Raw genomic sequence first — 26,506 nt, 5'->3', positions numbered from 1 at the left:
TGCCGCCGAATGGTGGGTACGCGGCGTGCTGCTGGCGGTGCTGATTGGCTTCATTCGACACGCTAACCCGCGCCGCATGTTTTGCGACAGCGAAATATGCAGCGCGCCTGCGGTCGGCTCGTTCGTCGCTTGGGGTAGCGCAACCCTCTGCTACGCCGTAACAATGATCGTCGCAGTGCAGGCGTGGGGGCCGCTAAGCAGAATGGCTGATTCGCCGCCAAACACCGCGCTCAAGGGCTGGAAGTCGATCGCCGATTATTTCGGCCGCGACCAGAGCACGGTGATGCGCTGGGCGGCGCAGCGCGGGTTGCCGGTGCGGCGGATGCCCGGCGCGGGGCGCTCGTCGATCTATGCCCTGCCCAACGAACTCGCCGCGTGGCTCCAGAGCGAGAGGCCGGGCGGGGCATTGGCGACCCCTGCCGACATCACGCCGGTCGCGACCGACATCGCCGCACCCCCTGCTCCAGTCGGCATCGCCGAGGGGTTTCGACGGCGGCGACTGGCTTATGCCGGTGCCGGTGCCGTGGCCGTTGCCGGCGCTGTGGTCGCGGCCATCATCATCTCGATGCGTGCCCCGGTCGCTTCTCCATCCCGCCCCGCCTTCGCCGATCCCGCAGTCGAACGCGACTATCTCGCCGCAACGTACGACCTCGACCTGCGCTCGCCGGCCAGCCTCAACCGCGCCGTCGGCGAGTTCGGCGCGGTCATCGCCCGCGATCCCGGTGCGGCCCCGGCGTACGCGGCGCTCGGCGAGACCTACCTCATGCTCCGCGAGTACACCGCGTTCCCGAGCGATACCGCGTACCGTGCCGCCGCCGCTGCCGCCCAGGCGGCGGTCGCGCTCGATCCCGGGCTGCTCGCGGCGCATCGCGTCCTCGCCTTCGTCGCCTTCTGGGGCAACCTCGACCTCGCCACCGCGCGCGCCGAATTCGCCCGCGCCCGCGCGATCGCTCCCCGCGACGCCCAGACGTGGCACTGGTACGCGACCGCGCTCAGCGCCAACGGGGAGGCGGCGGCGGCATTGGACGCGATCGGCGAGGCACGGCGGCTCGAGCCTCAGTCGACCCCGATCGCCGCCGACTATGGCCTGATCGCCTACCTCGCAGGGCGTCGCGACGAAGGCCTCGCGGCGCTGCACGCGGTCGCGGCGGGGTCGCCGTCGCACATGTCGAGCCACCGCTACCTTGCCGACCTTGCCCTCGCGCGCGGCGACGGCACGACGTATCTCGCCGAGGCAGCAATTGCGTGCCGCTTGAAAGGCGACGCTCGCGAAGCCGCCGGGCTCGCGAGCGATCGCGTCGCGTTTCAACGCGGTGGCGAAGCCGGGCTGCTCGAGGAAATCGCGTCACGGATGGCGGCGACCGGCCAGCATTTCGATCGCGCCCGGATCGCCGCGCTCCAGGGCCGCCGCGATTTCGCGCTCGCCGAATTGCGTGCGGCGGCCGCTGCGCATGAGACGGGCATCGCGGGACTGCCGGGCGAGGTCATGCTCCGCAGTCTCGCGGGCGACCCGATGTTCGACGCGATGCGGCGGCGCGCATCGCTCGCCACTGGGGCAGACGGCACCGTCTGACCCTGATTACGCGGCGCTGCAGCAAGATGCGGGCTCGTGCCGGTTCATGCCGGAATAAGAATCTTCGTCAATGCGACATTAACCCTGTGTGCCGAGGCGGCACGGCGGCAGATCGCTAACAGGAGATAGTCAATGAAACAGCTTTGGTTGCTTGGCGGCGCGATGGCGCTGATCGGATCGGCGCTCCCCGCCGGAGCAGTGTCGGTCTATTCGAACGATTTCGAGCACGGCAGCACCACAGGCTTCACCGGAGCCGGCAGCATCGTCCCCGCGCCGTCGGGCCAGCATTTCCTTGGTCCGCTCGCCAACGGCGGCACCGCGACACTCACCCTCAATACTGCAGGCCTGACGTCGGTGACGTTGTCGTACGACCTGTACGCGATCATGACGGTCGATGGTGACGGGCCCTTCGGCGGCAACAGCGTGGCCAACCCCGACTCGTTCGTCGTCGGTGTCGTCGGTGGCCCTGGCCTGCTCAACAACAGCTTCGCCAACTTCGCGGGCGACACGCAGAACTATCCGGTCGTCGGCAGGCCCGACCAGAGCGGGGCAAGCGCGATCAACACGCTCGGCTACGGCAATTCCGGCGACGCGACCTACGGCTTTTCGCAGACCTTCGCCGTCCATGGCGCGACGACGCAGATCAGCTTCACCAGCAACACCAACCAGGGCACCGGCGACGAGTTCTACGGGCTCGACAATGTTCGTGCGACCGGGGTCGCGGCGATCGGCGGAACGGTTCCCGAGCCGGCGAGCTGGGCAATGATGCTGGCCGGGTTCGGCCTGATCGGTGGCGTCATGCGACGCCGTGCCGGCACGGTCAGCGTCGCAGCCTGAGCGGGGGAAGCGGCGGCGACCGGTGGCAACACCGGCCGTCGCCGTCAGACCGGCACGCCGAACAGGTCGACCTCGTCGGCGTCCTCGACCCGGACGGTGACGATATCGCCGGCCGCGAGGCCGCCTGCGTCGCGGAGGTGGACCTCGCCGTCGATCTCCGGTGCGTCGTACTTCGAGCGGCCGGATGCGCCGCCCTCGTCGTCGACCGCGTCGATCAGGACGTCGAGCGTGCGCCCGATCTTCAACGTCAGCCGGGCTTCGCTGATTGCCGACTGGTGCGCCATGAAGCGGTGCCAGCGGTCGGACTTGACCTCCTCCGGCACGGCTCCGGGCAATTCGTTCGCCGCCGCGCCCGCAACCGCCTCGTATTTGAAGCACCCGGCGCGGTCGATCTGCGCCTCGCTCAACCAGTCGAGCAGGTATTGGAAATCGGCCTCGGTCTCGCCGGGGAAGCCGACGATGAATGTCGAGCGCAGCGCGAGGTCGGGCTGGACGCTCCGCCACCGCCGGATGCGGTCGAGCACCTTCGCCTCGTTCGCCGGACGCCGCATCGCCTTGAGAACGCTCGGCGACGCATGCTGGAACGGGATGTCGAGGTACGGCAGCACCAGCCCCTCGGCCATCAGCGGTATCAGGTTATCGACGTGCGGATACGGGTAGATGTAATGCAGCCGCACCCACGCGCCGGTCGCCCCGAGTGCTCGGGCGAGATCGACGACATGTGCGCGGATCGGCTGCCCGCCCAGCACCGACACCGCGTGGCCGATGTCGACGCCGTAGGCGCTCGTGTCCTGGCTGATGACGAGCAGCTCCTTCGTCCCCCCGGCGACGAGCTTCTCCGCCTCGCGCACCACTGCATTCGCGGGGCGGCTGACGAGATCGCCGCGGATCGACGGGATGATGCAGAACTTGCAGCGGTGGTTGCAGCCCTCCGAAATCTTGAGATAGCTGTAATGGCGCGGGGTCAGCTTGAGCCCGATGTCGGGGACGAGGTCGAGGTACACCGATGGTGCCACCGGCGCGGCGGCGTGAACCGCGGCGACGACGTCGGCATATTGCTGCGGCCCGGTCACCGCAAGAACCTTGGGGTGCGCCGCGCGGATCATGTCGGCCTCGTGGCCCAAACAGCCGGTGACGATGACGCGCCCGTTCTCGGCGATCGCCTCGCCGATCGCAGCGAGGCTCTCGGCCTTGGCCGAGTCGAGGAAGCCGCAGGTGTTGACCAGCACGACGTCGGCCCCGGCATAGTCGGGCGACATGCGATAGCCGTCCGACCGCAGCTGGGTCAGGATGCGTTCGGAATCGACCAGCGCCTTGGGGCAGCCGAGCGAGACCATGCCGATTTTCGGCGCGGGTTCGAGGATGAGGGTCATCGGGGGCCTGTAGGGGATAAATCGAAAAACTTCGAGCCGTCATCCCGCAGCACCCGTCACCCTGCAACATACGTCACCACGGCGCAGGCCGGGGCCCAACTCTCCCCGCAACGCGCAGTTCGTCGCTTGCTCAACTATGGGCCCCGGCCTTCGCCGGGGTGACGGTCGGGAGAAGTTACGACCTTGGCGGCAGCAGCTTGACCGGATCGGTCGCCGCCCGCCCCCGCCGCAGTTCGAAATGGAGTTGCGGCTCGTCGACCGCCCCCGTCGCGCCCGATCGCGCGATGACGTCGCCCTTCGCCACCTTCGCGCCGCGCGCGACGAGCAGCGTCTCGTTATGCCCGTACGCCGAGACCCAGCCGTCGGCGTGCTTGATCAGGATCAGGTTGCCGAACCCCGCGACCGCGTCGCCCGCATAGGCGACGACCCCGTCGGCAGCGGCGCGGACGGCGGTCCCGGGGCTCGCCTTGAGGTTGATCCCATCGTTGTAGCGGCCGCCCGGCTTCGGCCCGAAGCTCGACAGCACGCGCCCCTCGATCGGCCACGCGAACACCGGCGTTCCGGTCGGCAGCGCAGGGAGCGGGGCGAGCGCGGCGGTTGCGGTCGGAGGGGTCGGTCGCGGAACGAACGGCCTGCTCGCGGCGGGTTTGGGTGCGGCCCTCGGCGCGGTGTACGGCGCCTCGGGTGCGGCGGCGATTGCGACGGGCGCACGCGTCGCGGGGCGCGGCGTTGCGGGGCGCGGCCTCGGCTTTGCTGCGCCAGTCACCGGGTCGCCGCCCGCCGGTTCGGCCCCAGTGATCAGGTCGTCGATGTCGATCCTGAACGCCTTGGCGCGCTCCTCGACCGACATCGCCGCGACCTGCTTCGCGCTCGGCAGGAGCAATTTGTCGCCGATCTCGATCGTGTACGGCGGCTTCAAGTGGTTCGCCGCGACGATCCGGCTCCACGTCACGCCGTACGCCCGGGCGATGGCGATGCCGGTCTCGCCGTACTTGACGGTGTGGATGCGCCCGCCGGGAACCGCGACCGCGTCGGTGACGACCCTGTGCGCCTGCCATGGCGGCTTTGGCGCGGGGGCGGCGGCGGGGGCAGCGATCGGGCGCGGCGCAGGCGCAGGGACATAGCGCGGGGCCGCGACCCGCCCGCCGCATCCGGCGAGCAGCCCGGCGGTAATCAGGACCGCCGCGCGCCGCATGATTATTCGAGCCCCGCCATCGCTTCGCGCAACGCCGCCATCGTCGGGTAATGCGTCAGGTCGAGGTGGAGCGGCGTCACCGACACCCAGCCGCCGCGCACCGCCTCGAGGTCGGTCGCATGGCGCGGCGTCTCGACCTCGCGGCCATAGCCGAACCAGAAATACGGGAAGCCGCGCGGGTCGGTCCGCCCGACGATGTTGATGTTGCCGTAATCGCGGAACCCCTGTTCGGCGACGCGGACGCCCTTCGCCACACCCGCCGGGAAATTGACGTTCATCAGCACGCCCGCCGGCCAATCGGTCCCGTTGAGTCGCCGAATGATCTCGGCGCCGTGCTTGATCGCGGGGCTGAAATCCTCGTTGCCGACGGTGTAGTCGCCCATCGCCTGGCTCAGCGCGATCGAGCGGACGCCGGCAAGGCACCCCTCCATCGCCGCCGAGACGGTGCCCGAATACGTCACGTCCTCGGCCATGTTCGGCCCGCGATTGACGCCGGACAGCAGCAGGTCGGGGCGGTGGTCCTTCATCACATGGCCGATCGCCATCATCACACTGTCGGTCGGTGTCCCGCGCACGGCGAAGCGCTTTTCCCCGAGCTGCCGCAGCCGGATCGGCGCGGTCAGCGTCAGGCTATGCCCCGTCCCCGACTGCTCCTCGGCGGGCGCGACGACCCAGACGTCGTCGGACAATTCGCGCGCGATCGCCTCGAGCGCGACGAGCCCGGGAGCCTCGATGCCGTCGTCGTTGGTCAGGAGAATGCGCATGTCTGTCTTTCTTCCTTATCCTCCCCGACTTCGGGGAGGGGGACCGCGCTTGCGGTGGAGGGGCGGTCGAACGGACTAAGATTCGAGTCCGCTCGACCGCCCCTCCACCACGCGGCTGAAGAAGCCGCGCGGTCCCCCTCCCCAAGCCGGGGAGGATTTAGTTTGGCACCAACTCCGTCACCCCGCCCATGTACGGAGCCAACACCTCGGGCACCGCGACCGACCCATCCGCCCGCTGATAATTCTCGATCACCGCAACCAGCGTCCGCCCGACCGCGAGCGCCGAGCCGTTGAGTGTGTGGACGAACTTCGTACCCTTCTCGCCGCGCGTCTTGTAGCGGGCGTCCATCCGCCGCGCCTGAAAGTCGCCGCAGTCCGAACAGCTCGAAATCTCGCGATACGCGCCCTGCCCCGGCAGCCAGACCTCGAGGTCGTAGGTCTTGCGCGCCGAAAACCCCATGTCGCCTGCGCACAGCAGCATCCGGCGATACGGCAGCCCGAGCGCATCGAGGATCGCCTCGGCGTGCGCGGTCATGCGTTCGTGCTCGGCAGCGGCGGCCTCGGCATCGGCGACGATCGCCACGAGCTCGACCTTGTCGAACTGGTGCTGGCGGATCAGCCCGCGCGTGTCGCGCCCCGCCGACCCGGCCTCCGACCGGAAGCACGGGGTCAGCGCGGTGAAGCGCAGCGGCAGGTCGGCGGCGTCGACGATCTTCTCGCGGACGAGGTTGGTCAGCGACACTTCCGCCGTCGAGATCAGGTAGCGCCCGTCGGTCGTCTTGAACAAATCATCGGCGAACTTCGGCAATTGCCCCGCGCCGAACACCGCCTTCTCGAGCACGAGCAGCGGCGGCGCGACCTCGGTAAAGCCCCCGGTCTCGACATGCCGGTCGATCATGAACTGCCCGAGCGCGCGGTGGAGCCGGGCGAGCGGACCCTTGAGGACAGCGAAACGCGCACCGGCGATGGTCGCGGCGGTATCGGGGTCGTAGCCGAATTTCAGCGCGAGGGTGTCGTGTTCGCGGGGGGTGAAGTCGAAGGTTGGGAGGGTGCCGCGCGTGTGGACGACGACGTTGCCAGATTCGTCGAGACCGTCCGGGACGTCGGGGGCAGGGATGTTGGGGAGGCCGGAAATCTCGGCTTCAAGCTCGGTCTCGATTACGGCCTGCCGCTTCTCACGAACCTCGACAGTCGCGGGGGCAAGATCGTGAATAACGCGGGCACGCAATTCGTCGGCAAGGGCGATATCTCCCTTCGCCATTGCCTGTCCTACCTCGCGCGAAACCTCCTTGCGACGGGCCTGAGCAGCCTCTTCTAACTGACGCAAACTACGAAGTTCGGCATCACCAGAGATAAGGAGATCGCTTGCCGCCTGTACCCCCCGCCGCGCGAGTCCCGCGTCGAAGGCGGCCGGGTCGGCGCGGATGGCTTTGATGTCGTGCATGATGCGGGAGGCTATGGCGGGGGTGCGGGCGGGAGGCAAGCGCGGGTCGTCCCAACAACTCGTCATCCCCGCGCAGGCGGGGACCCATCACCACCGAGCTTGGGGTGATGGGTCCCCGCATGCGCGGGGATGACGGGAGAGAGCGCGGGCGCACGCTCTAAATCCTCCCCGCCTTCGGGGAGGGGGACCATGCCCTTGCATGGTGGAGGGGCGGGCGAGCGGGCGCGGATCGAGTTCGCTTCACCGCCCCTCCACCGCGAAGACGCGGTCCCCCTCCCCGAAGGCGGGGAGGATCAAGGAAGGTAAAGCCCGGTGCGTCCCCCGCACGCGCAAGCCGGACGGATCAAGGATTGTCCCCGCCCCTCCCCTCGCGCTACTCATCAACCATGATCGCCACCTGTCCAGCGTGCAGCAAACGCTACCGCCTGCCCGACGACGCGGTCCCGCCCGAGGGGCGGAGCGTGCGCTGTGCCGCGTGCGGCCACGGCTGGACCGCCTTCCCCGCGCCGCCGCCCGCCATCGACCGCGAGCCGGGGCTGCCGTTCACGCCGCCGCCGTCGTCGTCGTCGTTCGCCGCGCCGACCGTTCCAGCCGACCCGATCGGCGGTCCCGCGATCAGCCCGACCGCTGCAGCAGGCGCAACCGCTCGCGACCTTCCCGGCGTACCTGCCAGCACCTTCGCCCCCCAACCCGACCGCGCCGCGATCATCGACGAGTCCCCCGCGGCGACGATCGGCGCGTACCGCCAACGCATTCCGGAGCCCGAAGCCGACGATCGCGGCCCGCGGCGGTGGCGATGGATCGTGCCGTTGCTGCTCGTCATCATCGCGCTCGGCGCGGTCGCGGTCGTCGAGTTCGCCCCGGCGTCGACGTTCAACCCGCCGCGCCTCGGCCTGCCCGCCCCGGCGGCGCTCGGTCTGCCCGCGATCGACGTTCCTCCGCTCGACCTGCCGCCGCTCGTCCTCCCCAAGCTGGCGCTGCCCAAGCTCGACCTGCCGCCGCTCGACCTGACGAAGATTCCCATCGTCGGCGCGCGGCTCGACGCGATCGCCCATCCGATCGCCGCGCCGCCGTCGCCGCTGACGATGACCGTCGCGGGCGAGCGGCGGCATTTGGCAAATGGCGGCGCGGTGCTCGTCCTGTCGGGCAGGATCGTCAATCCGACCGCGAACTTCGTGCCGGTCCCGGCGATCGAGGCGCGGCTGCTCGATCCGGCGGGCAAGGTCGCGTACCGCTGGCGGATCTCGGCGCCGGTCACGTCGCTGCCGCCGCACCACGAGGTCCCGTTCGAATCAACCGCCGCAAATTATCCGCCGAACGCCGAGCGCCTCGACCTCGCCTTCGCCCGCTGATGGCCGGGCCGACCGTCATGGCGCAGGCCGAGGCGCTGGCGAACGCCGGGCGCGAGGCCGAGGCGCACGCGCTCGTCGCCGCCGCCGTCGCGCGCGGCGACCCCGAGGCGGTGATGGCGACCGCGGCGTGGAAGCTGTTCGGCCTCGACGGGCCGCGCGACCCGGGAGCGGCGAAGGCGCTGCTCGCCCGCGCCGCCGATGCCGGGCATTTGCCCGCGCTGACTTTGCTTACGCGGATCACAGGCAACAGCGCGTGCGGCCCGGCGGACTGGGACGCGGCGATCACCTTGCTCGAACGCGCCGCCGCGACCGATACGAAGTCGCGCGCCGAACTCACCCTTGTCCGCGCCCTCGACCGCCCGCTGCCCGCCCCCGAACGCCTGTCCGACTCGCCCAACGTCGTGCGCTTTCCCGGCCTGCTAAGCCAAGCCGAATGCGACTGGCTGATCGCCGCCGCCGAGCCGGGTATCGCGCCGTCGCTCGTCGTCGATCCGCGCTCGGGACGCCCGATTGCCGACCCCGTCCGCCGCGCCGGGGCGATGAGCTTCGGGCCGCTCGACGAAGACCTCGCCGTCCGCGCGATCGGGCTGCGCATCGCCGCCGCGAGCAATACCGGAATCGACCGCGTCGAGCCGCTCGCGGTCCTCCGCTACAACCCCGGCGACGAATACCGCCCCCACCTCGACACGATCCCGGGGCTCGCCAACCAGCGCGCGGTGACGGTGCTGACCTACCTCAACGACAGCTTCGACGGCGGCGCGACGGTGTTCAGCGAAACCGGGTTGAGCGTCGCACCGCGGACCGGTGACGCCATCGTGTTCCAGACGCTCGACGCCGCCGGACGCCCCGACCCGATGACCCGCCACGCCGGGGCACCGGTGACGCGCGGTACGAAATATCTGTGTTCGCGCTGGATTAGATCGGCCGCGCATGACATCTGGTCGCAACCATAATGAGGGAGAGACGGCCATGATGTTCGACTACAGCGACAAGTCCAAGGGGCTGATCGACAAGCTCCGCGGCTTCATGGACGAGCACATCTACCCGAACGAGGCGCGCTACGAGAAGGAATCGGCGGAGGGCGAGCGCTGGAAGGTGCTGCCCGTGATCGAGGAATTGAAGCCGGTCGCGCGCGCCGCCGGGCTGTGGAACCTGTTCCTCAACATCTCCGCGCACGACACCGCCGAGTGGAAGGGCCCCGGCCTGACCAACCTCGAATACGCGCCATTGGCTGAGGAAATGGGCCGCGCGGGCTGGTCGTCGGAGGTGTTCAACTGCTCGGCCCCCGACACCGGCAACATGGAGGTCCTTCGCACCTACGGCTCCGAAGCGCAGAAGGCGAAGTGGCTGCGCCCGCTGATGGACGGCGAAATCCGCTCGGCGTTCCTGATGACCGAGCCCGCGGTGGCGTCGTCGGACGCGACCAACATCGAGACGAGCATCGTCCGCGACGGCGACGATTATGTCGTCAACGGGCGCAAATGGTGGTCGAGCGGCGTCGGCGACCCGCGCTGCGCGATCGCGATCGTCATGGGCAAGTCGGACACCAATGCGGCGAAGCACCTCCAGCAGTCGCAGATCCTCGTGCCGCTCGACGCTCCCGGTATCGTCAAGGTCCGTGCGCTTAAGGTCTTCGGCTATGACGACGCGCCGCACGGGCATTACGAGGTGATCCTCGACAACGTCCGCGTGCCGGCGTCGAACATCGTCCTGCGCGAGGGTGCGGGCTTCGAAATCGCCCAGGGGCGCCTCGGGCCGGGCCGCATCCACCATTGCATGCGGAGCATCGGTGCGGCCGAACGCGCGCTCGAAAAGATGTGCAAGCGCCTGAAGTCGCGCGTCGCCTTCGGCAAGCCCATCAGCGAGCAGTCGATCTGGCACGAGCGCATCGCCGACGCCCGCATCGCCATCGAACAGGCCCGCCTGCTGACGCTCAAGGCGGCGTACATGATGGACACCGTCGGCAACAAGGCAGCGAAGCGCGAGATCGCGATGATCAAGGTCGTCGCGCCGAACATGTCGTGCATGATCCACGACATGGCGATCCAGGCGCACGGCGGCGGCGGCGTCAGCCAGGACTTCGGGCTGGCGAGCGGCTATGCCCAGCAGCGGACGCTGCGGCTGGCGGACGGTCCGGACGAGGTCCATCGCGCGTCGATCGCGAAGGAAGAGCTGCGGCGGTACAACTAAAGCGACTCTGCCGGATACGAGTGAGTAGTTGTTGCGGCGGAGTCATGACGAAGGTCGTAACTCCGTCGTAACTGTCTTCGTGTAGATTGCCTTGCGTCATCCGAAGTCGCCGAGAAGCCGTAGTGCTTCCGGCGGCGGTGACCGGGGGGATCTTTCAATGACCGACTTCACCGCATGGCATGGCAAGTCGTTCGCCGAGCACGTCGCGTTGCGCGACGCCGCCGCCGCGACTGGGTATCGCTTCCTGTCGCTCAGCCTGTACGGCGCGGTCGGATCGCCCGTCTACGCGGCGGTCATGATCAAGCGGGCGACCGTCGTCGCCCAGCGCGACTGGCCCCTGATGACCAGCGCCGAGTGGCAGCAGACATTCAACGACCAGGCGAAGCTCGGGTACGGGCCGGTGATGATCGCGGCGACCGGCTCGGCGGCCGACCCTCGCTTCGCCGCGGTGTTCCAGCCAATGAACCCGATACCGCTGACGCGCGGCGGGCTGCGTTCGGGGGATCCAGCCGACGCCGGCACGATCCAGGGCATGAACGCCGTCGCGCGCAAACAGGGGCTGATGCTTCATTGGGCGGCATCGTACGGCGACCCGGCCGACCCGCGCTACGCCGCGATCTGGGTGCCGGTCACCGACCATAGCCTGTGGAATGCCGACGGCGTCGCCGATACCGCCGCCCAATATCAGGCGCGGTTCAACGCCCAGACCTCGGCGTGGTGCCGCCCGTCGTTCGTCACGCTCGATGCCGGCAGCCGCTATCTCTCGGTCTTTACCGATCGCGAGACCGGGCCATGGATCGCGCGTCACGACATGACGCCAGCGGAATATCAAACCGAATTCGATGCGCACAAGCAGGCGGGCTTCTACCCGGTCTGCGTCCAGGCGGCGGGGACGTCGGCAGCGAACGCCCGCTTCACCGCGCTGTGGGTCAAGACCGAGGCGGTCACCCCGCGCGTTTTCACCCCGACCGGCCCGGTCACCAACGCGGCGATCGATGCGATCATCCTTGCGGCGATGCAGGCCAGCCCAGTCAAGCACGCCGGCCTCGCGATCACCCACGGCACCCGGCTGGTCTATGCGCGCGGCTACACCTTCGCCGAAGCCGACTGGCCGCTCGCCCAGCCGACCACGCGGTTCCGCATGGCGAGCGTGTCGAAGACCGTGACGGCGATCGCGATCCGCCAGCTGATCGACGCCGGGCAACTCCACCTCGGCGACAAGCTGCAGGACAAGCTCCAGCTCAAGACGCCGAGCGGGGGAGCGCCCGCCGACGGCCGCTTCGGCAGCATTACGATCCAGCACCTGCTCGAACACAAGAGCGGCGTAAAAACCAACAATTTCATCGCCGGCGACCTCGTCCAGTCGGCGTTCGCTGCTGCCGGGCACTTGATCGCGCTCCCGGTTACGGCCGAGCAGACCGATGCCTATGTCGCCAGCCTGCCGCTCGACACGACCCCCGGCGCGACCGCGGTGTACAACAACTGCGGCTATTATCTGCTGGCGCGCGTCGTCGCCAAGCTTCGCGGCACGGCGACGCCGGTCGCCGCGTTCCAGCAGACGATCTTCGCACCGCTCGGCATCCAGCACATCGGTCGTGCGGGCAACCTCGTCACGGCACAACCTCCCGGCGAGGCGCGCTATCAGTCGGCGACACTGGCGCTCGCGACGAGCGACATGACCAACGACCGGCCGCTGGTTCCCGCCGAATATGGCGACGAGCAGCTATCGATCGCCGATGGCAGCGGCGGGCTCAGCGGGTCACCTGTGGACCAGGCGCGGCTGATCGCGGCATTGCTGGCGGGCAAGGACACCACCATGCTCAAGGCCGCATCGGTTGTGGCGATGCTCGACGCCGGCGCCGCGGTCAACGCAACCGGAACCCGCGCCGGCTATGGCTTCGACGCGATCACCAAACTCGCCGGTGGCGGCTATCGCGCACAAAAGGGCGGCTCGCTGCAGACCTCGAACAACGTCCTGTCGTTCGACGGGCAATGGGGATTGGTGATGGCGTGGGCATCGCCGCCGTCCGCCGCCGACGCGGCGTGGTACCCCTATTACGATACCGTCATGGCGATTGCGAAATCTGCCGCCTGGGGACCGGGCGACCTGTTCGCGACAAGCTACGGCATGGCACCGCTTTAGGGCCGGACCCCCGGTCAAGCCGCGACCCACTCCGCCAGCACCGGCATCACCGGCTCGAGCTGCGCCGCATATTTCCGCCATTGCCCCGACCCGTCGAACAGCGGGCGGCGGACCTGGTGGACGCTCGCGGTCTTGACCGGGCGGGCGCTCGCGGTGCGGGCGAAGTCGCGCAGGCCCGGTGACCATGGCAGCCCGGCGAAGTCGCACAGCCGCTGCGTCGCGCCGTCGAAATCGTGGACGAGGTCCTCATAGGTCAGCACGTGCGCGTCGACCGGCAGCGTATCGAGGCAGCGGCGGATCAGCCGCATCACCGCGCCGTAATGCTGTGCCGCGCGCGGCAGCGTGGTGAATTCGATCGTCACCGGCGAATAGACGAAGCTGCGGCGGAAGCAGCTCCAGACCACATCGCGCGCGTCGCGCTGAACGATCACGACCTTGGCATCGGGGAACAGCCGCGCGATCAGCGGCAGCGCCGGGGCCTTGAACGGGTCCATGTCGACGAAGGTGCTGCCCGCGACGTCGATCCCCGCCGCCGCGACCCGCGCCCAGTAATCGGCGCGCAACGCCGCGACGTCGTCGACGCCCAACGCAGCCAGCGCCGCGATGCCGCCGGGCGCAAGATATTGTACCGCCGCGGAAAACGTCGGTGCCTCCTCGAGCGTCGTCACGCCCGGAACCGTCGCCAGCACCTGTTCGATCAACGTCGTCCCCGACCGCGGATAGCCGAGCAGGAAGATGTGCCGCGCCGCCTCGCCCGCGACCGCCGGAGCCGGCCCCGCGAGCGCGCCGGGGGCAAGCCGCGCCACCGCCGCATCGATCGCCTCGACCTCACGCCGCGCGAGCGGGGGCAGGTCGCGCCCGCCGTGGCGTTCGACGAAGCGGGTGTTGGCGCGCGCGTACGCATCGAATGCCGCGTCGGTCCGGCCCATCGCATCGAAGGCGTCGCCGAGTAGGCCGAGCGCGACGATCGCGTCGTCGGCGGCGACACCCTTTTGGCCGATGAAGCGACGCAACCGCTCGGCCGCCGCCGCATGCTGTCCGCCCGCCATGTCGCATCGCGCGACGGTCATCACCGTCATCGCGTCGCCGGGAGCGATTGCCAGCGCGTGCGCGGCATGGCCACGCGCCGCGTCGACGTCACCGAGCAGGAACTCCATCGCCGCGAGGCCCGCGAACCCCGGCGCGGTCGTGGGCGACAGCTCGGCAACCCGCGCATAAGCCGCACGCGCGTCCTCGGTCCGGCCGCTGGCGTCGAGCGCGAGCGCGCGCCCGAACCATGCCGCGACCATCGCCGGATCGACCGCGATCGCGCGGTCGAACAGCGCCACCGCCTCGGTCAGCTCGCCGGTAAAACGCAACGCGTCGCCTGCACTCGCGAGGATCGCGGGGTCGGTGGGGGCCAGGGCGACCGCACGCGCGTACAGCGCGGTTGCCGCCGGCTGGTCGCCCGCCTGTTGCCGCCAATACGCATTGAAGCACAGGCTCATCGCCTCGGCCGACGCCGTCCCGGCTGCCTGCTCGCGCACTGTCGCCGTCATTACTCACCCGCACTAAAGTCTGTGCAAACAACGACTCGACGGCACCAAAGCCCTCGCGCTTCGACGCGTAAAAACACCGGCTGAAAGATAGTGTCCGAAAGACAGGCATGGTGAGCTTTACCGGTGTCGGCGCTATACGGGGGGTCTCCCGCTCGCGTCGAAAGCCCGTGCATGATCGATCCCCGCACCCCCGTCCTCGTCGGCGTCGCGCAGTTCACCGACCGCGACTCCGCGCCTGCCGACGCCGGGTCGCCGCTCGACCTGCTCGCGCGGGTCGGGGCGGCGGCGCTGGCGGATGCGGGCGGAGCGGGCATCACCCTCGACACCGTCGCGGTCGTCCGCCTGTTCGCCGACTCGTCGCCCGCCTTCGCCTCGCCGTTCGGGCGCTACACCAATTTGCCGAAGTCGCTCGCCAACCGCCTCGGGGCATCGCCGCGGACGTGCCTGTACGGCCCGGTCGGGGGCAACACGCCGCAGATGCTCGTCAATCTGATGGCCGAGCGGATCGCGCGCGGCGAGGCCGACGCGGTGCTGCTCGCGGGGGTCGAGGCGCTGCGGACGCAGGCGCACGCGGCGAAGGCGGGGGTCGCGCTCGACTGGTCCGACGATCCCGGCAGCGCGCCCGACACGCTCGGCAAGGAGGTCCACCTCGTCAGCCGCCACGAGATGGCGCACGGCGTCGCGATGCCGGTCAACGTCTACCCGTTGTTCGAGAGCGCGGTCGCGGCGCGCTACGGCGACGCGCCGGTCGGGCATCGCGAGCGGATCGGCAAGCTGATGGCCGGGTTCACCCGCGTCGCCGCCGCCAACCCATACGCCGCGCTGCCGGTCGAGCGGGGCGCCGCCGAGCTCATCACCCCGACCGAGACCAACCGCTACATCGCCTATCCGTACACCAAGTATCTGAATTCCAACATGTTCGTCGACCAGGCCGCCGCCGTCGTGATGATGTCGACCGCCGCCGCCGACGCCGCGGGGGTCCCGGAAGCGAAGCGTGTCTACCTCCACGGTTGCGCCGACACCCACGAGCATATCCTCGTCAGCGACCGCGTCGACCTGAGCACCTCGCCGTCGATCCGCGCGGGAGCGGCGCACGCCCTCGCCCACGCCGGGATCGGGGTCGGCGACCTTGGCCCCATCGAGCTATATTCGTGCTTCCCCGTCGCGGTCGAGATCGCCGCCGACATGATCGGCTTGCGCCACAACGACCCGCGCGGGCTGACGCTGACCGGCGGCCTGCCGTACTTCGGCGGCCCGGGAAATAACTACAGCATGCACGGCATCGCCGAGATGGTCGCGCGCTGCCGGTCGGACCGCGACGCCTGCGGGCTGGTCTTCGCCAACGGCGGCTACCTGACCAAGTCGAGCTTCGGCGTCTATTCGGCGCGCCCGACCGAAGGCGCGTGGAGCCGCGCCGACCCCGCCACCTATCAGGCCGAGATCGACGCCGAGCCCGGCCCCGGCTTCACCGAGACCCCCGACGGCGATGCGACGGTCGAGGCGTTCACCGTCGTCCACGACAAGGGCGTCCCCGCCTTCGCGATCATCGTCGGGCGGCAGGCGAGCGACAACCGCCGCTTTCTCGCACAGGCGCACGACGGACTCGCGGCGCTGATCGACACGCAAGTCGTCGGGCGTCGCTTCACCGTCACCACCGGCGATCCGGTCAACCGCGCGGTGTTCGCTTAAGGTGGTTGAGCCCGACCTGATCGCCGCTTGGCTCCACGCGCGGTCGCTATCGCGCGGCCTGCCGCTCCCGGTGCCCGATCATGGCGGCTGGCGGGTCGACACGGGTTCGGCGAGCGAGACCCGCCGCCACGTCTTCACCGCGATCGGCCCCGGGCTGCGCGACCTCGGCGCGGCGACGACCGAGCCGCGCGTCTTCGTCAAGCTCACCGACACCCCCGCAGCCCTGCTCGCGGTGCTGCCGCCGCGGTGGCGGATCGACAGCGTGTCGAGCGTGATGGCTGGCCCGATGGCCCCCCGCACCGCGCCGATGCCGCCGGGCTACCGCATCGAGGTCGATGTCGCCGCCGTCGTCGTCCTCCGCATCCTCGCCCCCGACGGCAGCATCGCCGCGAGCGGGCGATCGGCGCGCCACGACGGCGTCTTCATCTACGACCAGATCGTCACCGCCCCCGGCCACCGCCGCCGCGGTCTCGGCCGCGTCGTCATGGCGACGCTCGGCGACCATCGGCGCGAGGGCGAGCGCGAAATCCTCACCGCGACTGCCGACGGCGAGGCGCTCTACACCACGCTCGGCTGGACGGTCGTGTCGCCGTGGTCAACGGCGGCGCTCCCCGCACAATAGCTATTGCGACTAAGTCGCATCATCACTAGGTTGATCGGCGAGGGAGAGTCGCCGATGGTCGTCTGCGTGTGCAATGCCATTCGGGAGCGCGACGTGCGCTCCGCCGCTCGTGGAGGCTGCGCGACGCCGTGCGCCGCCTATGCCAGCCTCGGCCGCCGCCCGAAGTGCGGCCAATGCCTGCCGTTCGCCCGCGCGATCATCGCCGAAGAACTCGCCGCCTGACGCTGTTGCCTTTGCCAGATAGCGTACCCTCGGCTAGACCCGGGGTCGAACAGCGCAAGGACGGCACATGAAGGGCGACCCCAAGGTCATCGAGTTCCTCAACGAGGCGGTGCGCAACGAACTGACCGCAATCAATCAATATTGGCTGCACTACCGCCTGCTCGACCATTGGGGCGTCGAGCGGCTTGCCGACTTCGAGCGCCACGAATCGATCGACGAGATGAAGCACGCCGACTGGCTGTCGGCGCGCGTCCTGTTCCTCGACGGCCTGCCCAACTTCCAGGCGCTCGGCCGCCTGCGGATCGGCGAGACGGTCGAGGAGGTCCTCAAGGCCGACCTCGCGCTCGAAGGCGACGCGATCCCCCTGCTGCGCGACGCGATCGCGCACTGCGAAATCGTCCGCGACTATATCAGCCGCGACCTGTTCAAGCGCATCCTCGACAACGAGGAGGAGCACGTCGACTATCTCGAACGCCAGTTCGACATGATCGCGCGGATGGGCATCCACAATTACATCCAGCTCCAGTCGAAGCCCGCCGACGCCCAGATCAGCTGAACCCACGGCGCGAGCTCGCCCGCCGCGACCACCGACCCCTAACTTGCGATAGTATTTGCCGCAGTGACGAAATTGTTGCATGGGCGAAACGTTGGTCGCGTGTTCAGCGCGACCGGGGGGGGGTATCAGTATGCGCAAGAGTATCAGTCTGGCCGCGAGCCTCGTCGCGCTCGCCGTCGCCGCCCCGTCGGCAGCGACGATCTACACGCTGACCTACACGGGGACGATCGAGAACGTTCAGCTCAGCGGTGCCGCGAATTCCTCGTCCGGCTTTGCGAACGGCGACGCGTTCGTCGCGAAATATACGGTCGACACCGGCAACGGCAGCCGCTCGACCAGTCCCGGGTACGACTCGCTCCGTGGCGGGCCCGAGAACGGGCACGCGTTGGCGGCCACGGTCGTCTTCACCGTCAACGGCATCAAGCAGATCGCGTTCGCCAGTGCGGTCGATTCAGCGGTCGCGCTCTACTCTGGCGAGCTCGACCTGAACGTCGCCGCCGTCGATGATTATGCATCGTCGGCCGCGACGACCTATTACGGAATTTACGCGACCACCACGTCGCTCGCCGCGACCAATCTCGACCAGATCCCGCGGGGCGCTTTGTCTTCGCAGTCATCGGGTCATTACATCAATTATACCTATAATTACGACACGAACCGCACGGTGTCCCGCGCAACGGGTGATTTCATCTTCGACTCGGTCGCCGTCGCCGTTCCCGAGCCCGCGTCGTGGCTGATGATGATCGCCGGCTTCGGCCTCGTCGGCGTCACCGCCCGCCGCCGCCGCATGGTCCTTGCGGCGTAAACCGGCGGTCGCGCAGATCTCCTGAGTCCGCGACGCGCCGGTCCGCCTTCCGGGGTCGGCCGACGCGAAATTGCGGATTGCTCGCATCGGCCATATCGTTACATAGACGGAACGTTGGTCATGCGCTGTGCGGGCTGCGGCGGGGTATCGGTATGCGCAAGATCATCATCTCGGCCGCGAGTTTCGTTGCGCTCGCCGTCGCGGCGCCGTCGGCAGCGGCGATCTACACGCTCACCTACTCCGGGACGCTGAGCAACGTCAGCTTCGGCGGCAGCACCAATCCGGTATCCGGCTTTCAAAACGGCCAGTCGTTCGTGGCGACGTACACGGTCGACACCGGCAAGGGCCATCGCCTGACCGGGCCCGCCTATGACTGGGTATATGGCGGGCCCAACAGCGGTACCACGTTGGCGGTCACGACCGTCTTCACGGTCGCCGGCGTCAAGCAGACCGCTTTCGGCAGCGCAGTCGATTCGGCGGCATATCTCACCGGTGGCGCGCTTGACCTGAACTCCTATGCCATCAACACGTCTGCTTCATCCACCTTGATGACCTACGGGATTTACACGAACAGCACCGGCCTTGGTGCTTCGGCGAGCCTTGAGGATGTCCCGCGGACCGCCTCGGCTTCACTGTCGACCGGATATTATTCCTATACCGTCTATGATTTCGATCACGCCCAGTATCAGTCCGAAGGACAGGGCACTCTCAACATCGACTCGGTCACCGTCGCCGTCCCCGAGCCCGCATCGTGGCTGATGATGATTGTTGGCTTCGGCCTCGTCGGCGTCGCGGTTCGCCGCCGCATGGTCGTCGCGGCGTAAAGCATAACACAGCGCCGGGTTGAGGGGTCAGGCCGGCGCGGGTTGGCAGGCACGACGGCGTCTTCTGCAACCGGACCGTCGTCGTCGCTGCTAGCCGTCGCCGGACCAGCGACAGCGCCGCGATCGCACTGCTCCGCGACGCGGTCACGCGTCGCGAGATCGTCCGCGACTATATCAGCCGCGACCTGTTCCGCCGCATCCCTCGACAGCGAGGAGGAGCACGTCGACCATCTCGAACGCCAGTTCGATATGAGGAAGTGGATGAGCCCGCGGCGCTTATCGATTAGCGTCGGACGGCGCTTAATACTGACGATAGAAACGCTCGTTAATCGGGCCATTTCCGGCTAGGTAATCGACGAAACTTGATATGCGATTGCGCTTTACGAAGATATCATTATGCGATTCGCTTAAGAATCACAGAGGCTTATACGATGGCGAGGCGAGCAAGTGAATACAACGGTTTGTTTGTTATCATTATTGTGATCGCATCGGCGTTCGCGATTAACTTGGTCACATCTTTCAACGCCTTCGTCGGCTTTTGGCTTGGCGCCGTTTGTGCCGGTGGTTCAATCGTTAGGTTTGCGTGGCTCGTAAAAGAGCAGGTTGCGGTCATCCGGCGCCGGGATCGGTGCCGCAGGTGATCGTACTCGCACGACCTCAAATGACTGAGTAAGCCAAACACCGTCAAACATTTCCTGCTTCATCTCGATATCGACGTCCATGACAATGCCGATCCGCAGATCGGTGCCTGTACTTCCCGCCTGAAGGGCATTTATAAAATTCAGGTCAGCCATCTTGGCTGAAAATAGGTTGCCGTCCGCGTCGGCGAACTTCCAGACCAGTTTCTTTGCCCTTAGCTGCGGAGTAAGCAAAATCACGTTTTCTCGGCGGGTGATGGTCCGCACCCGCGTCGTTTCAATTTCGACCTTCACGATACCCGCGCGTCTGGCGAACTCAGATCGAGGAACAAATACCGGAGGCCGTTCAGTAAAAGAGGTCGTAGCCCCAACGCCAATCACTGAACTGTCGGCTTCGGCCTGAGCATAAAGCCGCTGTTTTTGTGCACTGGCCACGTTTGTCTTTTGAGCTACGATTGTGGCTTTCTCAACCACCGCACGATCTATTCCAGTATTCTCATCTGTGTGCGACACATGGGTCAGGCCCATAGCTTCATAGACCATTGGCCAAAATAAACCCGATAAATCGTCTACTGGTTTGTGAAAGAACGTTGAGAGAATTCCACCTATGCACGCCGCTAAGATAGGACGCTGGTTAGCTACGCGTCCGATAGCTTTTACAATAGTGCGTATCTTCAAGCAGCCGTCAACAACGTCAACGACGATTATTTCCACTTCACTTGAGGGGTCTATTATCGCGCATAGTTCAATAACTAGCTCGGACCATGCAAGCGAAAGCCTTGCTACTGATTCCAAACTCGCAGCCTGCCCCTCGGCCAGATCGATATAAAAAACTAGCGGCGCTTGTTCCGGTTCTTCCAATTGTCTGCCCCCGTAATCCAGTCCGAAAGCTAGTTTATTAGGGAGACATCATCAATACGCGTAAGAAGAGCCCACAAATGTCTCTGCTTGACTAATAGGATTTCGCCGGCCAGCTGAAATCCCGCACTTCGATGGAGCGGGAATAATGGCCAGCAGCACCTCGTCCGACACAGGCGCACCCGACAGCGGGTCTGAGCCGACGCCCTCTGGCGCGCGCCGGGCACGGTCCGATGGCTGGACGGCCGAACGGCAGCTTGCTTTCATCGAGGTGCTCGCGCGGGGCGGGAACGTCGGTGCGGCGGCCGCGAGCGTCGGCATATCGGTTACCTCGGCGTACCGGCTGCGCGCACGCAGCGACGGCGCGGCGTTCCGCTTCGGCTGGAAGGCGGCGCAGGAGATGGCGTATTTCAAGCTGCGCGACATTGCCCTCGGACGGATCGAAACCGGGGTCGAGGCGGCGATCGCCTATCACGGCAACGCGGTCGGCAGCCGCACGGTGTACAGCGACAAGCTGCTGATCGCGCTGCTCAACCACCTCCGCCCCGCTCCCGAAGCGGTCGACAAGGCCGGCCTGCGTCGTGCCCCCGCCGATCCGGAAAACGCGTATGCGCTGGCCCTCGGTGCCTATGCCGACGCGATCGAGACGGGCCGCGCTCCGGTTGCGCCGAAGCCCGACGACGGCTTCGTCGACCCCTTCGTCGAGCCGCCCGAACTGATGACGCGCGAGGAGTTTCTCGCCGCGATCGCGCCGCGTCCCGGTGAGCGCGAAGCCAAATGGAGGGCTGAGTGTGAGGCGCTACCGGGGTGGGAATGTAAAACCACTATGCGATTCGCCTAACCTTAAATTCACCTTCTTGTAGGATTTGGCGATCGCTACGCTTTTCGTTCCCCCCAAAACGCCGTCATCCCCGCGACGGCGGGGACCGATCTCCAGCGGCGGGAGATGGGTCCCCGCTGTCGCGGGGATGACGAGCGTAAGGGTGTGGCTGCCGGCGGCGTACCCGGCCAGGGGATTACGGCTGGCCCTGCCCGCCGCCCGCGCCGAGCACGTTGCCGGTGGTGTAGCTGCCGCCGTCCTCGGCCGCGCGGACGTACAGCCCGGCGATCTCGGCGGGCATGCCGGGACGCCCGGCGGGGGTCTTGCCGCCGAACGACATCTGCTTGTCGGGCTGCGCGCCGCCCGACACCTGGAGCGGGGTCCAGAACGGTCCGGGAGCGATGCCGACGACGCGGATGCCCTTCGGCGCGAACTGCTTCGCGAGGCTCTTGACGTAGTTCATCGTCGCCGCCTTGGTCTGGGCATAGTCGTACAGGTCCTCGCTCGGGTCGTACGCCTGCTCCGACGTCGTGCCGATGATCACCGCGCCGGGGGGCAGGTGGGGCAGCGCCGCCTTGATGATGTGGAACGGCGCGTAGATGTTGGTCTTCATCGTCGCGTCGAACGCCTCGTCGGTGATGTCGAGGATCGACTTCTGGCTCTGCTGGCGACCGGCGTTGTTGACGACGATGTCGAGCCCGCCGAGGCCCTTGACCGCTTCGGCGACGAGATGGCGGCAGAAGGCGGCGTCGCGCAGGTCACCCGGGATCGCGACCGCGGTGCGGCCTTCACGGCGGATCAGGTCGATGACCTCGCGCGCGTCGGATTCCTCCGACGGGTAGTAGTTGATCGCGACGTCGGCACCTTCGCGGGCAAAGGCGATCGCGGCGGCGCGGCCGATGCCGCTGTCGCCGCCGGTGACGAGCGCCTTGCGCCCCGTCAGCCGGTTGTTGCCCTTGTAGCTCGTCTCGCCGCAGTCGGGGACCGGATCCATCTTCGACTGGAGGCCGGGCCACGGCTGCTTCTGCTCCTTGAACGGCGGCTTGGGGTATTTGGTCCGCGGGTCGCTGATCTTCGCCGGGCCGGCGGGGGTGCTGCCGCTCGACTGCGCGACGGCGGGGGCCGCCGCCATCGCGGCGAGGCCGATGCCGGCCGCACCGACGACCTGGCGGCGCGAGGGTCCATTGTCGTTAGAATCCATGAGATCGCTCCTGATTTGGGGTCGGGAGGCGAACTCGTGCTGCGGTCAAAGGTTCAGGCTGCGACATCGGGTGCGCGACACCGGTTGCACCCGCCACCCGCCTCTGCTAATCGCGCCCTCCTACCGGCTGGGGCACGCCCCGGGCATGATGGTCGTGCGGCCATGGCGGAACTGGTAGACGCGCAACGTTGAGGTCGTTGTGGCCGAAAGGCCGTGGAAGTTCGAGTCTTCTTGGCCGCACCAATCGCCCCCTGAGCGGGGGCCCCGACCCCGGCTAGTCGAGCCGCTTGGTCATCCGGATCAGCGGCACCTCGACATCGCCGACGGTGTCCGCCCGATGCTCGGCGACGGCATAGCCCGATGCGCGGTAGAGCGGCTCGCCCGACAGCGTTCCCATCAGCACGACATGGCGGAACCCCGCCGCCCGCGCCGCCGCCTCGCACACCTCGAGGATCAGGCGACCGACGCCGCGGCGGACGAAATCGGGGTGGGTGTACATCGCCCGGATGCGCGCCGGATCGGTTGTCGGGTCGAGCGGGGTCGCGTTGCGCAGCGCAGTGCTGTGGTCGCCGCCATAAACCCCGGCGCGGTAGCTCCACCCGCCGCAGCCTGCGATGCGGCCATCGCACTCGACGATGAAATAAGTGCGGTCGGCGACGAGCTGGGTATCGAGGCCCATGACCATGTGGCTCGCAGCGACCTGCGCCGGGGTGAGGAAGCCGCGCTGGTTGGTCTCGATCGCGGCCAGCATCAGCCCGCGCAGGGTGTCGAGGTCGGCTTCGGTGGCGAGGCGGTGGGTGAACATAGGCGGCATACTGCGGCGGTGGCCGGGCCGCGACAAGGCACGGCAGCGGCGAAAGCCATGCTTCGTCCGGATAAGTGAATAATCCCTTGGCATTCTGGCCGTCCCCGGCCAATCGGGGAGCGACATCACATCGAAGGAGACCGCACATGGCAAAGCGCAAGCTCGGGCCGTTCATGGTCGAAAGCGTCGGACTCGGCTGCATGTCGCTCAGCTATGCCTATGGCACCCCGCCGGGCGATACCGAGGGGGAGGCGCTGCTGCACCGGGCACTCGACCTCGGCTACGACTTCCTCGACACCGCCGCGCTGTACGGCGTCGGGCATAACGAGACGCTGATCGGACGCGCGCTCAAATCGCGCCGCGACGAATTCATCCTGGCGTCGAAGTGCGGCATCCGCCTCGGCGAGGGTGGCATCAAAGCACCGCGGGTTCTCGACGGCAGTCGCGCCGGGGTGACCGCGGTGCTCGACGAAAGCCTGTCGCGGCTCGGGGTCGACACGATCGACCTGTATTATCTCCATCGGCTCGACCCGAAGACGCCGATCGAGGAGTCGGTCGGCGCGCTCGCCGACGCGGTCACCGCGGGCAAGATCCGCAGCATCGGCCTGTCCGAGGTCAGTGCGGCGACGCTGCGCCGCGCCGCCGCGGTCCACCCGATCGCCGCGCTCCAGACCGAATACTCGCTGTGGACGCGCAATCCCGAACTCGGCGTGCTGGCGGCGTGCCATGAGCTTGGCACGACCTTCGTCGCCTTCTCTCCTGTAGCTCGCGGTTTCCTAGCGGGCGGCGTCACCGATCCGGCAGCGCTCACCGATGGCGACATTCGCCGGACGATGCCACGCTTTCAGGGCGACAATTTCGCCGCGAACAATGCTTTATTCACCGCCTTTGCGCAGATGGCTGCCGATCTCGGGCACACCCCGGCGCAGCTGTCGCTGGCATGGCTAATCAATCGGGACGCCGATCTCGTCACGATCCCGGGCACCGCGAGCGTCCCGCATCTCGAGGAGAATTGGGCAGCGCGCGATATCGTGCTCGACCCGGCGACGATGACGGCGCTCGACGCGCTGATCAACCAGTCGACGGTTCACGGCCATCGCTATTCGCCGGCGATGAACGCCGCGATCGACACCGAAGACTATCCCGCCGCCGAGGCCGCGTGACCCCCGAGGACCTCCTCGAGCCGCCCGCCGTCGCGGTGAGCGAGCCGCGTGGCGTGTTCGACGACGACGGCCGCCTGCGCCGCGGCTTCGTCGCCAAGGTCGTCGCCAGCCTCGATGCCGAGGACGCCGCCGCGACCCGCGCGCTCGTCGATCCGCTCCACGAAGCCGACATCGCCGACCTGTTCGAACTGATCCCCGGCGACTATCGCCAGGATCTCGCCAAGGCGCTCGGCGACAAGCTCGACGCCGACGTCATCGCCGAGATGAACGACTGGGTCCGCGAGGCGCTGCTCGACGTCCGCACCCCCGTCGAAGTCGCCGCCGTCGTTTCCGAACTCGACACCGACGACGCCGTGTCGATTATCGAGGAACTCGACGACGACGACCGGCGCGAGGTTCTGCGAGCACTCGACCCCGACGACCGCGCCGCGATCGAGGCGGCGCTGGGTTATCCCGAGGAGTCGGCCGGGCGGCTGATGCAGCGCGACCTCGTCGCGGTTCCCGAGCATTGGACGATCGGCGCGATCATCGACTTTATCGGCAGCGAGCCCGACCTGCCGACCGACTTCTGGGAAGTCTTCGTCGTCGATCCGGCGCACCATCCGACCGGCACGATCCGCTTGTCGTGGCTGCTGACGCAGAAGCGCGATGCCCTCGTCGCCGCAGTGATGCAGCGCGATCAGACGCTGATTCCGGTCGACGAGGACCAGGAAGAAGTCGCGCTCCAGTTCCAGAAATACGCCTTGATCTCGGCGGCGGTGGTCGACGCCAGCGGGCGGCTGGTCGGGGTCATCACCGTCGACGACATCGTCCACATCATCCAGGAAGAAGCCGGCGAAGACGCGCTGAAACTGTCGGGGGCGGGCGACGGCGATATCAACGAGCCGATCGTCGAGACGATCAAGGTGCGGATGTGGTGGCTGCTGATCAACCTCGGCACCGCGATCCTCGCCTCGTCGGTGGTTGCGGCATTCGAAGGCACGATCAGCCGCCTCGTCACGCTCGCGGTGCTGATGCCGATCGTCGCCGGCATGGGCGGCAATGCCGCGACGCAGACGATGGCGGTGACGGTCCGCGCGCTGGCGATGAACCAGCTGACGAGTTCGAACACCGCGCGGATGATCCGCCGCGAACTGTGGATCGCGCTGGCGAACGGCCTCGGGCTCGGCGCGCTGATGGCGGTCGGCTGCCAGCTTGTCTACCATGACAGCGCGCTCAGCCTCGTCCTGTTCAGCGCGATGCTGATCAACCACGTCAACGCCGGCCTGTCGGGGATCGTCATTCCACTCGTGCTCGAAAAGCTCGGCATCGACCCGGCGGTGACCTCGACGGTGTTCGTCACGACGATGACCGACGTCATCGGCTTCTTCGCCTTCCTCGGGTTGGCGGCGCTGTTCCACTTGTCGTGACGCTTCATCTGACCAAGGTCGCGGTTGGCTGCGCGAGCGTCGAGGCGCTCGCCGAGCGCCATGCGCTGCGTGCGGCGAGCGAGGGACAGGCATATTGCCTGACGCGCTATATGCCGAAGCGCGCCGCCGAGATGAGCGGCGGGTCGCTGTTCTGGATCATCAAGCACACGCTCGTCGCGCGGCAGGCGATCATCGGCCTCGACATGGTCGAGACCGAGTGGGGGACGAAGTGCCGGATCGCGCTGGCGACCGAGCCGGTGCCCGTGCTGGCGACGCCGCGCCGGGCGCATCAAGGGTGGCGCTATCTCAACCCCGACGACGCCCCGCGCGACATGAATGCGGGCGACGCCGACCTCGATGCCGTGCCGCCCGCGATGCTCCGCGAGCTTGCTGCGCTGTGGCTGGTTTGAGGGACTAGATTTTTAACCAAGGATTTTGCGGCACGCGGACAGCGTCATAGTGGATTTAGCCTATCCGGTACAACT

At 67.8% G+C, this 26,506-nt stretch carries 24 protein-coding genes and 1 tRNA gene; 17 read left to right on the top strand and 8 right to left on the bottom strand.

What is annotated here, in order from left to right; translation table 11 throughout:
* Positions 1-202 precede the first annotated feature (202 nt).
* Positions 203-1,573: a tetratricopeptide repeat protein gene (locus KTC28_RS09460; RefSeq protein WP_216708672.1), complete on the top strand. Its 1,371-nt coding sequence runs from the start codon at positions 203-205 to the stop codon at positions 1,571-1,573.
* A gap of 132 nt (positions 1,574-1,705) precedes the next feature.
* On the top strand, positions 1,706-2,410 hold the full coding sequence (locus KTC28_RS22735) for a PEPxxWA-CTERM sorting domain-containing protein (RefSeq protein WP_255601879.1): 705 nt from the start codon (positions 1,706-1,708) through the stop codon (positions 2,408-2,410).
* A 44-nt stretch (positions 2,411-2,454) separates the two neighbouring features.
* Here KTC28_RS22735 and rimO read toward each other — a convergent pair whose 3' ends face one another.
* From rimO to serS, 4 genes are all read right to left on the bottom strand, one after another.
* Entirely contained in the window at positions 2,455-3,783 is a 1,329-nt protein-coding gene (gene rimO / locus KTC28_RS09450) for a 30S ribosomal protein S12 methylthiotransferase RimO (RefSeq protein WP_255601878.1), read from the bottom strand.
* A gap of 175 nt (positions 3,784-3,958) precedes the next feature.
* Positions 3,959-4,978, bottom strand: a complete 1,020-nt coding sequence (locus tag KTC28_RS09445; protein WP_216708671.1) for a M23 family metallopeptidase — start codon at positions 4,976-4,978, stop codon at positions 3,959-3,961.
* A gap of 2 nt (positions 4,979-4,980) precedes the next feature.
* Positions 4,981-5,742 carry a 5'/3'-nucleotidase SurE gene (gene surE / locus KTC28_RS09440; protein WP_216708670.1) on the bottom strand — a complete coding sequence of 254 codons (762 nt, stop codon included), beginning with the start codon at positions 5,740-5,742 and terminating at the stop codon, positions 4,981-4,983.
* A 157-nt stretch (positions 5,743-5,899) separates the two neighbouring features.
* Positions 5,900-7,186 (bottom strand): serine--tRNA ligase, encoded by a 1,287-nt coding sequence (serS, locus tag KTC28_RS09435; protein ID WP_216708669.1) that lies wholly within the window; start codon positions 7,184-7,186, stop codon positions 5,900-5,902.
* A gap of 386 nt (positions 7,187-7,572) precedes the next feature.
* On the opposite strand from serS, the gene KTC28_RS09430 reads away from it, so the two are divergent.
* The 4 genes from KTC28_RS09430 to KTC28_RS09415 all read left to right on the top strand — a co-directional run bounded on the left by KTC28_RS09430 (position 7,573) and on the right by KTC28_RS09415 (position 12,871).
* Complete coding sequence (locus tag KTC28_RS09430) at positions 7,573-8,538, top strand: zinc-ribbon domain-containing protein (RefSeq protein WP_216708668.1); 966 nt, start codon at positions 7,573-7,575, stop codon at positions 8,536-8,538.
* A complete protein-coding gene (locus KTC28_RS09425; RefSeq protein ID WP_216708667.1) occupies positions 8,538-9,491 on the top strand; it encodes a 2OG-Fe(II) oxygenase in 954 nt (317 codons plus the stop codon). Before KTC28_RS09430 ends, KTC28_RS09425 begins: the two co-directional genes overlap by 1 nt.
* 16 nt (positions 9,492-9,507) lie before the next feature.
* On the top strand, positions 9,508-10,728 hold the full coding sequence (locus KTC28_RS09420) for an acyl-CoA dehydrogenase family protein (RefSeq protein ID WP_216708666.1): 1,221 nt from the start codon (positions 9,508-9,510) through the stop codon (positions 10,726-10,728).
* Positions 10,729-10,885: 157 nt separating this feature from the next.
* Positions 10,886-12,871 (top strand): serine hydrolase, encoded by a 1,986-nt coding sequence (locus tag KTC28_RS09415; protein WP_216708665.1) that lies wholly within the window; start codon positions 10,886-10,888, stop codon positions 12,869-12,871.
* Between the two features lie 14 nt (positions 12,872-12,885).
* Here the strand turns inward: KTC28_RS09415 and KTC28_RS09410 are convergent, their stop codons facing one another.
* Positions 12,886-14,409: a tetratricopeptide repeat-containing sulfotransferase family protein gene (locus KTC28_RS09410; protein ID WP_216708664.1), complete on the bottom strand. Its 1,524-nt coding sequence runs from the start codon at positions 14,407-14,409 to the stop codon at positions 12,886-12,888.
* A gap of 171 nt (positions 14,410-14,580) precedes the next feature.
* On the opposite strand from KTC28_RS09410, the gene KTC28_RS09405 reads away from it, so the two are divergent.
* From KTC28_RS09405 to KTC28_RS09380, 6 genes are all read left to right on the top strand, one after another.
* Positions 14,581-16,098, top strand: a complete 1,518-nt coding sequence (locus tag KTC28_RS09405; protein ID WP_216708663.1) for an acetyl-CoA acetyltransferase — start codon at positions 14,581-14,583, stop codon at positions 16,096-16,098.
* A gap of 1 nt (position 16,099) precedes the next feature.
* A complete protein-coding gene (locus KTC28_RS09400) occupies positions 16,100-16,720 on the top strand; it encodes a GNAT family N-acetyltransferase (RefSeq protein WP_216708662.1) in 621 nt (206 codons plus the stop codon).
* Between the two features lie 54 nt (positions 16,721-16,774).
* Entirely contained in the window at positions 16,775-16,942 is a 168-nt protein-coding gene (locus KTC28_RS09395; RefSeq protein ID WP_216708661.1) for a (2Fe-2S)-binding protein, read from the top strand.
* A 67-nt stretch (positions 16,943-17,009) separates the two neighbouring features.
* Positions 17,010-17,498 (top strand): bacterioferritin, encoded by a 489-nt coding sequence (bfr, locus tag KTC28_RS09390; protein ID WP_216708660.1) that lies wholly within the window; start codon positions 17,010-17,012, stop codon positions 17,496-17,498.
* Positions 17,499-17,628: 130 nt separating this feature from the next.
* Positions 17,629-18,303 carry a PEPxxWA-CTERM sorting domain-containing protein gene (locus KTC28_RS09385; RefSeq protein WP_216708659.1) on the top strand — a complete coding sequence of 225 codons (675 nt, stop codon included), beginning with the start codon at positions 17,629-17,631 and terminating at the stop codon, positions 18,301-18,303.
* A gap of 152 nt (positions 18,304-18,455) precedes the next feature.
* Positions 18,456-19,127: a PEPxxWA-CTERM sorting domain-containing protein gene (locus KTC28_RS09380; protein ID WP_216708658.1), complete on the top strand. Its 672-nt coding sequence runs from the start codon at positions 18,456-18,458 to the stop codon at positions 19,125-19,127.
* Between the two features lie 566 nt (positions 19,128-19,693).
* On the opposite strand, the gene KTC28_RS09375 is transcribed toward KTC28_RS09380, so the two are convergent.
* Positions 19,694-20,626: a hypothetical protein gene (locus KTC28_RS09375; protein WP_216708657.1), complete on the bottom strand. Its 933-nt coding sequence runs from the start codon at positions 20,624-20,626 to the stop codon at positions 19,694-19,696.
* A gap of 145 nt (positions 20,627-20,771) precedes the next feature.
* Here KTC28_RS09375 and KTC28_RS09370 point away from each other — a divergent pair, with 145 nt between their 5' ends.
* Positions 20,772-21,464, top strand: coding sequence for a hypothetical protein (locus KTC28_RS09370; RefSeq protein WP_216708656.1), 693 nt, complete (start codon positions 20,772-20,774; stop codon positions 21,462-21,464).
* A 175-nt stretch (positions 21,465-21,639) separates the two neighbouring features.
* On the opposite strand, the gene KTC28_RS09365 is transcribed toward KTC28_RS09370, so the two are convergent.
* Positions 21,640-22,644: an SDR family oxidoreductase gene (locus KTC28_RS09365; protein WP_216708655.1), complete on the bottom strand. Its 1,005-nt coding sequence runs from the start codon at positions 22,642-22,644 to the stop codon at positions 21,640-21,642.
* 156 nt (positions 22,645-22,800) lie between these two features.
* Here KTC28_RS09365 and KTC28_RS09360 point away from each other — a divergent pair.
* Positions 22,801-22,887 (top strand) — tRNA-Leu (locus KTC28_RS09360).
* Between the two features lie 31 nt (positions 22,888-22,918).
* Here the strand turns inward: KTC28_RS09360 and KTC28_RS09355 are convergent.
* Positions 22,919-23,449: a GNAT family N-acetyltransferase gene (locus KTC28_RS09355; protein WP_216708654.1), complete on the bottom strand. Its 531-nt coding sequence runs from the start codon at positions 23,447-23,449 to the stop codon at positions 22,919-22,921.
* A gap of 146 nt (positions 23,450-23,595) precedes the next feature.
* Here KTC28_RS09355 and KTC28_RS09350 point away from each other — a divergent pair, with 146 nt between their 5' ends.
* The 3 genes from KTC28_RS09350 to KTC28_RS09340 are packed head-to-tail and all read left to right on the top strand — an operon-like array spanning position 23,596 to position 26,431.
* Complete coding sequence (locus KTC28_RS09350; RefSeq protein WP_216708653.1) at positions 23,596-24,612, top strand: aldo/keto reductase; 1,017 nt, start codon at positions 23,596-23,598, stop codon at positions 24,610-24,612.
* A complete protein-coding gene (gene mgtE, locus KTC28_RS09345) occupies positions 24,609-26,021 on the top strand; it encodes a magnesium transporter (protein ID WP_216708652.1) in 1,413 nt (470 codons plus the stop codon). Before KTC28_RS09350 ends, mgtE begins: the two co-directional genes overlap by 4 nt.
* Positions 26,018-26,431 (top strand): DUF1489 family protein, encoded by a 414-nt coding sequence (locus KTC28_RS09340; RefSeq protein WP_216708651.1) that lies wholly within the window; start codon positions 26,018-26,020, stop codon positions 26,429-26,431. Before mgtE ends, KTC28_RS09340 begins: the two co-directional genes overlap by 4 nt.
* Positions 26,432-26,506: the final 75 nt, after the last annotated feature.

The organism is Polymorphobacter megasporae, assembly GCF_018982885.2.
GTDB lineage: Bacteria > Pseudomonadota > Alphaproteobacteria > Sphingomonadales > Sphingomonadaceae > Polymorphobacter_B > Polymorphobacter_B megasporae.
Note: the sequence above shows the minus strand (reverse complement) of the source record. Positions and strands in the feature narration are given on the sequence as shown.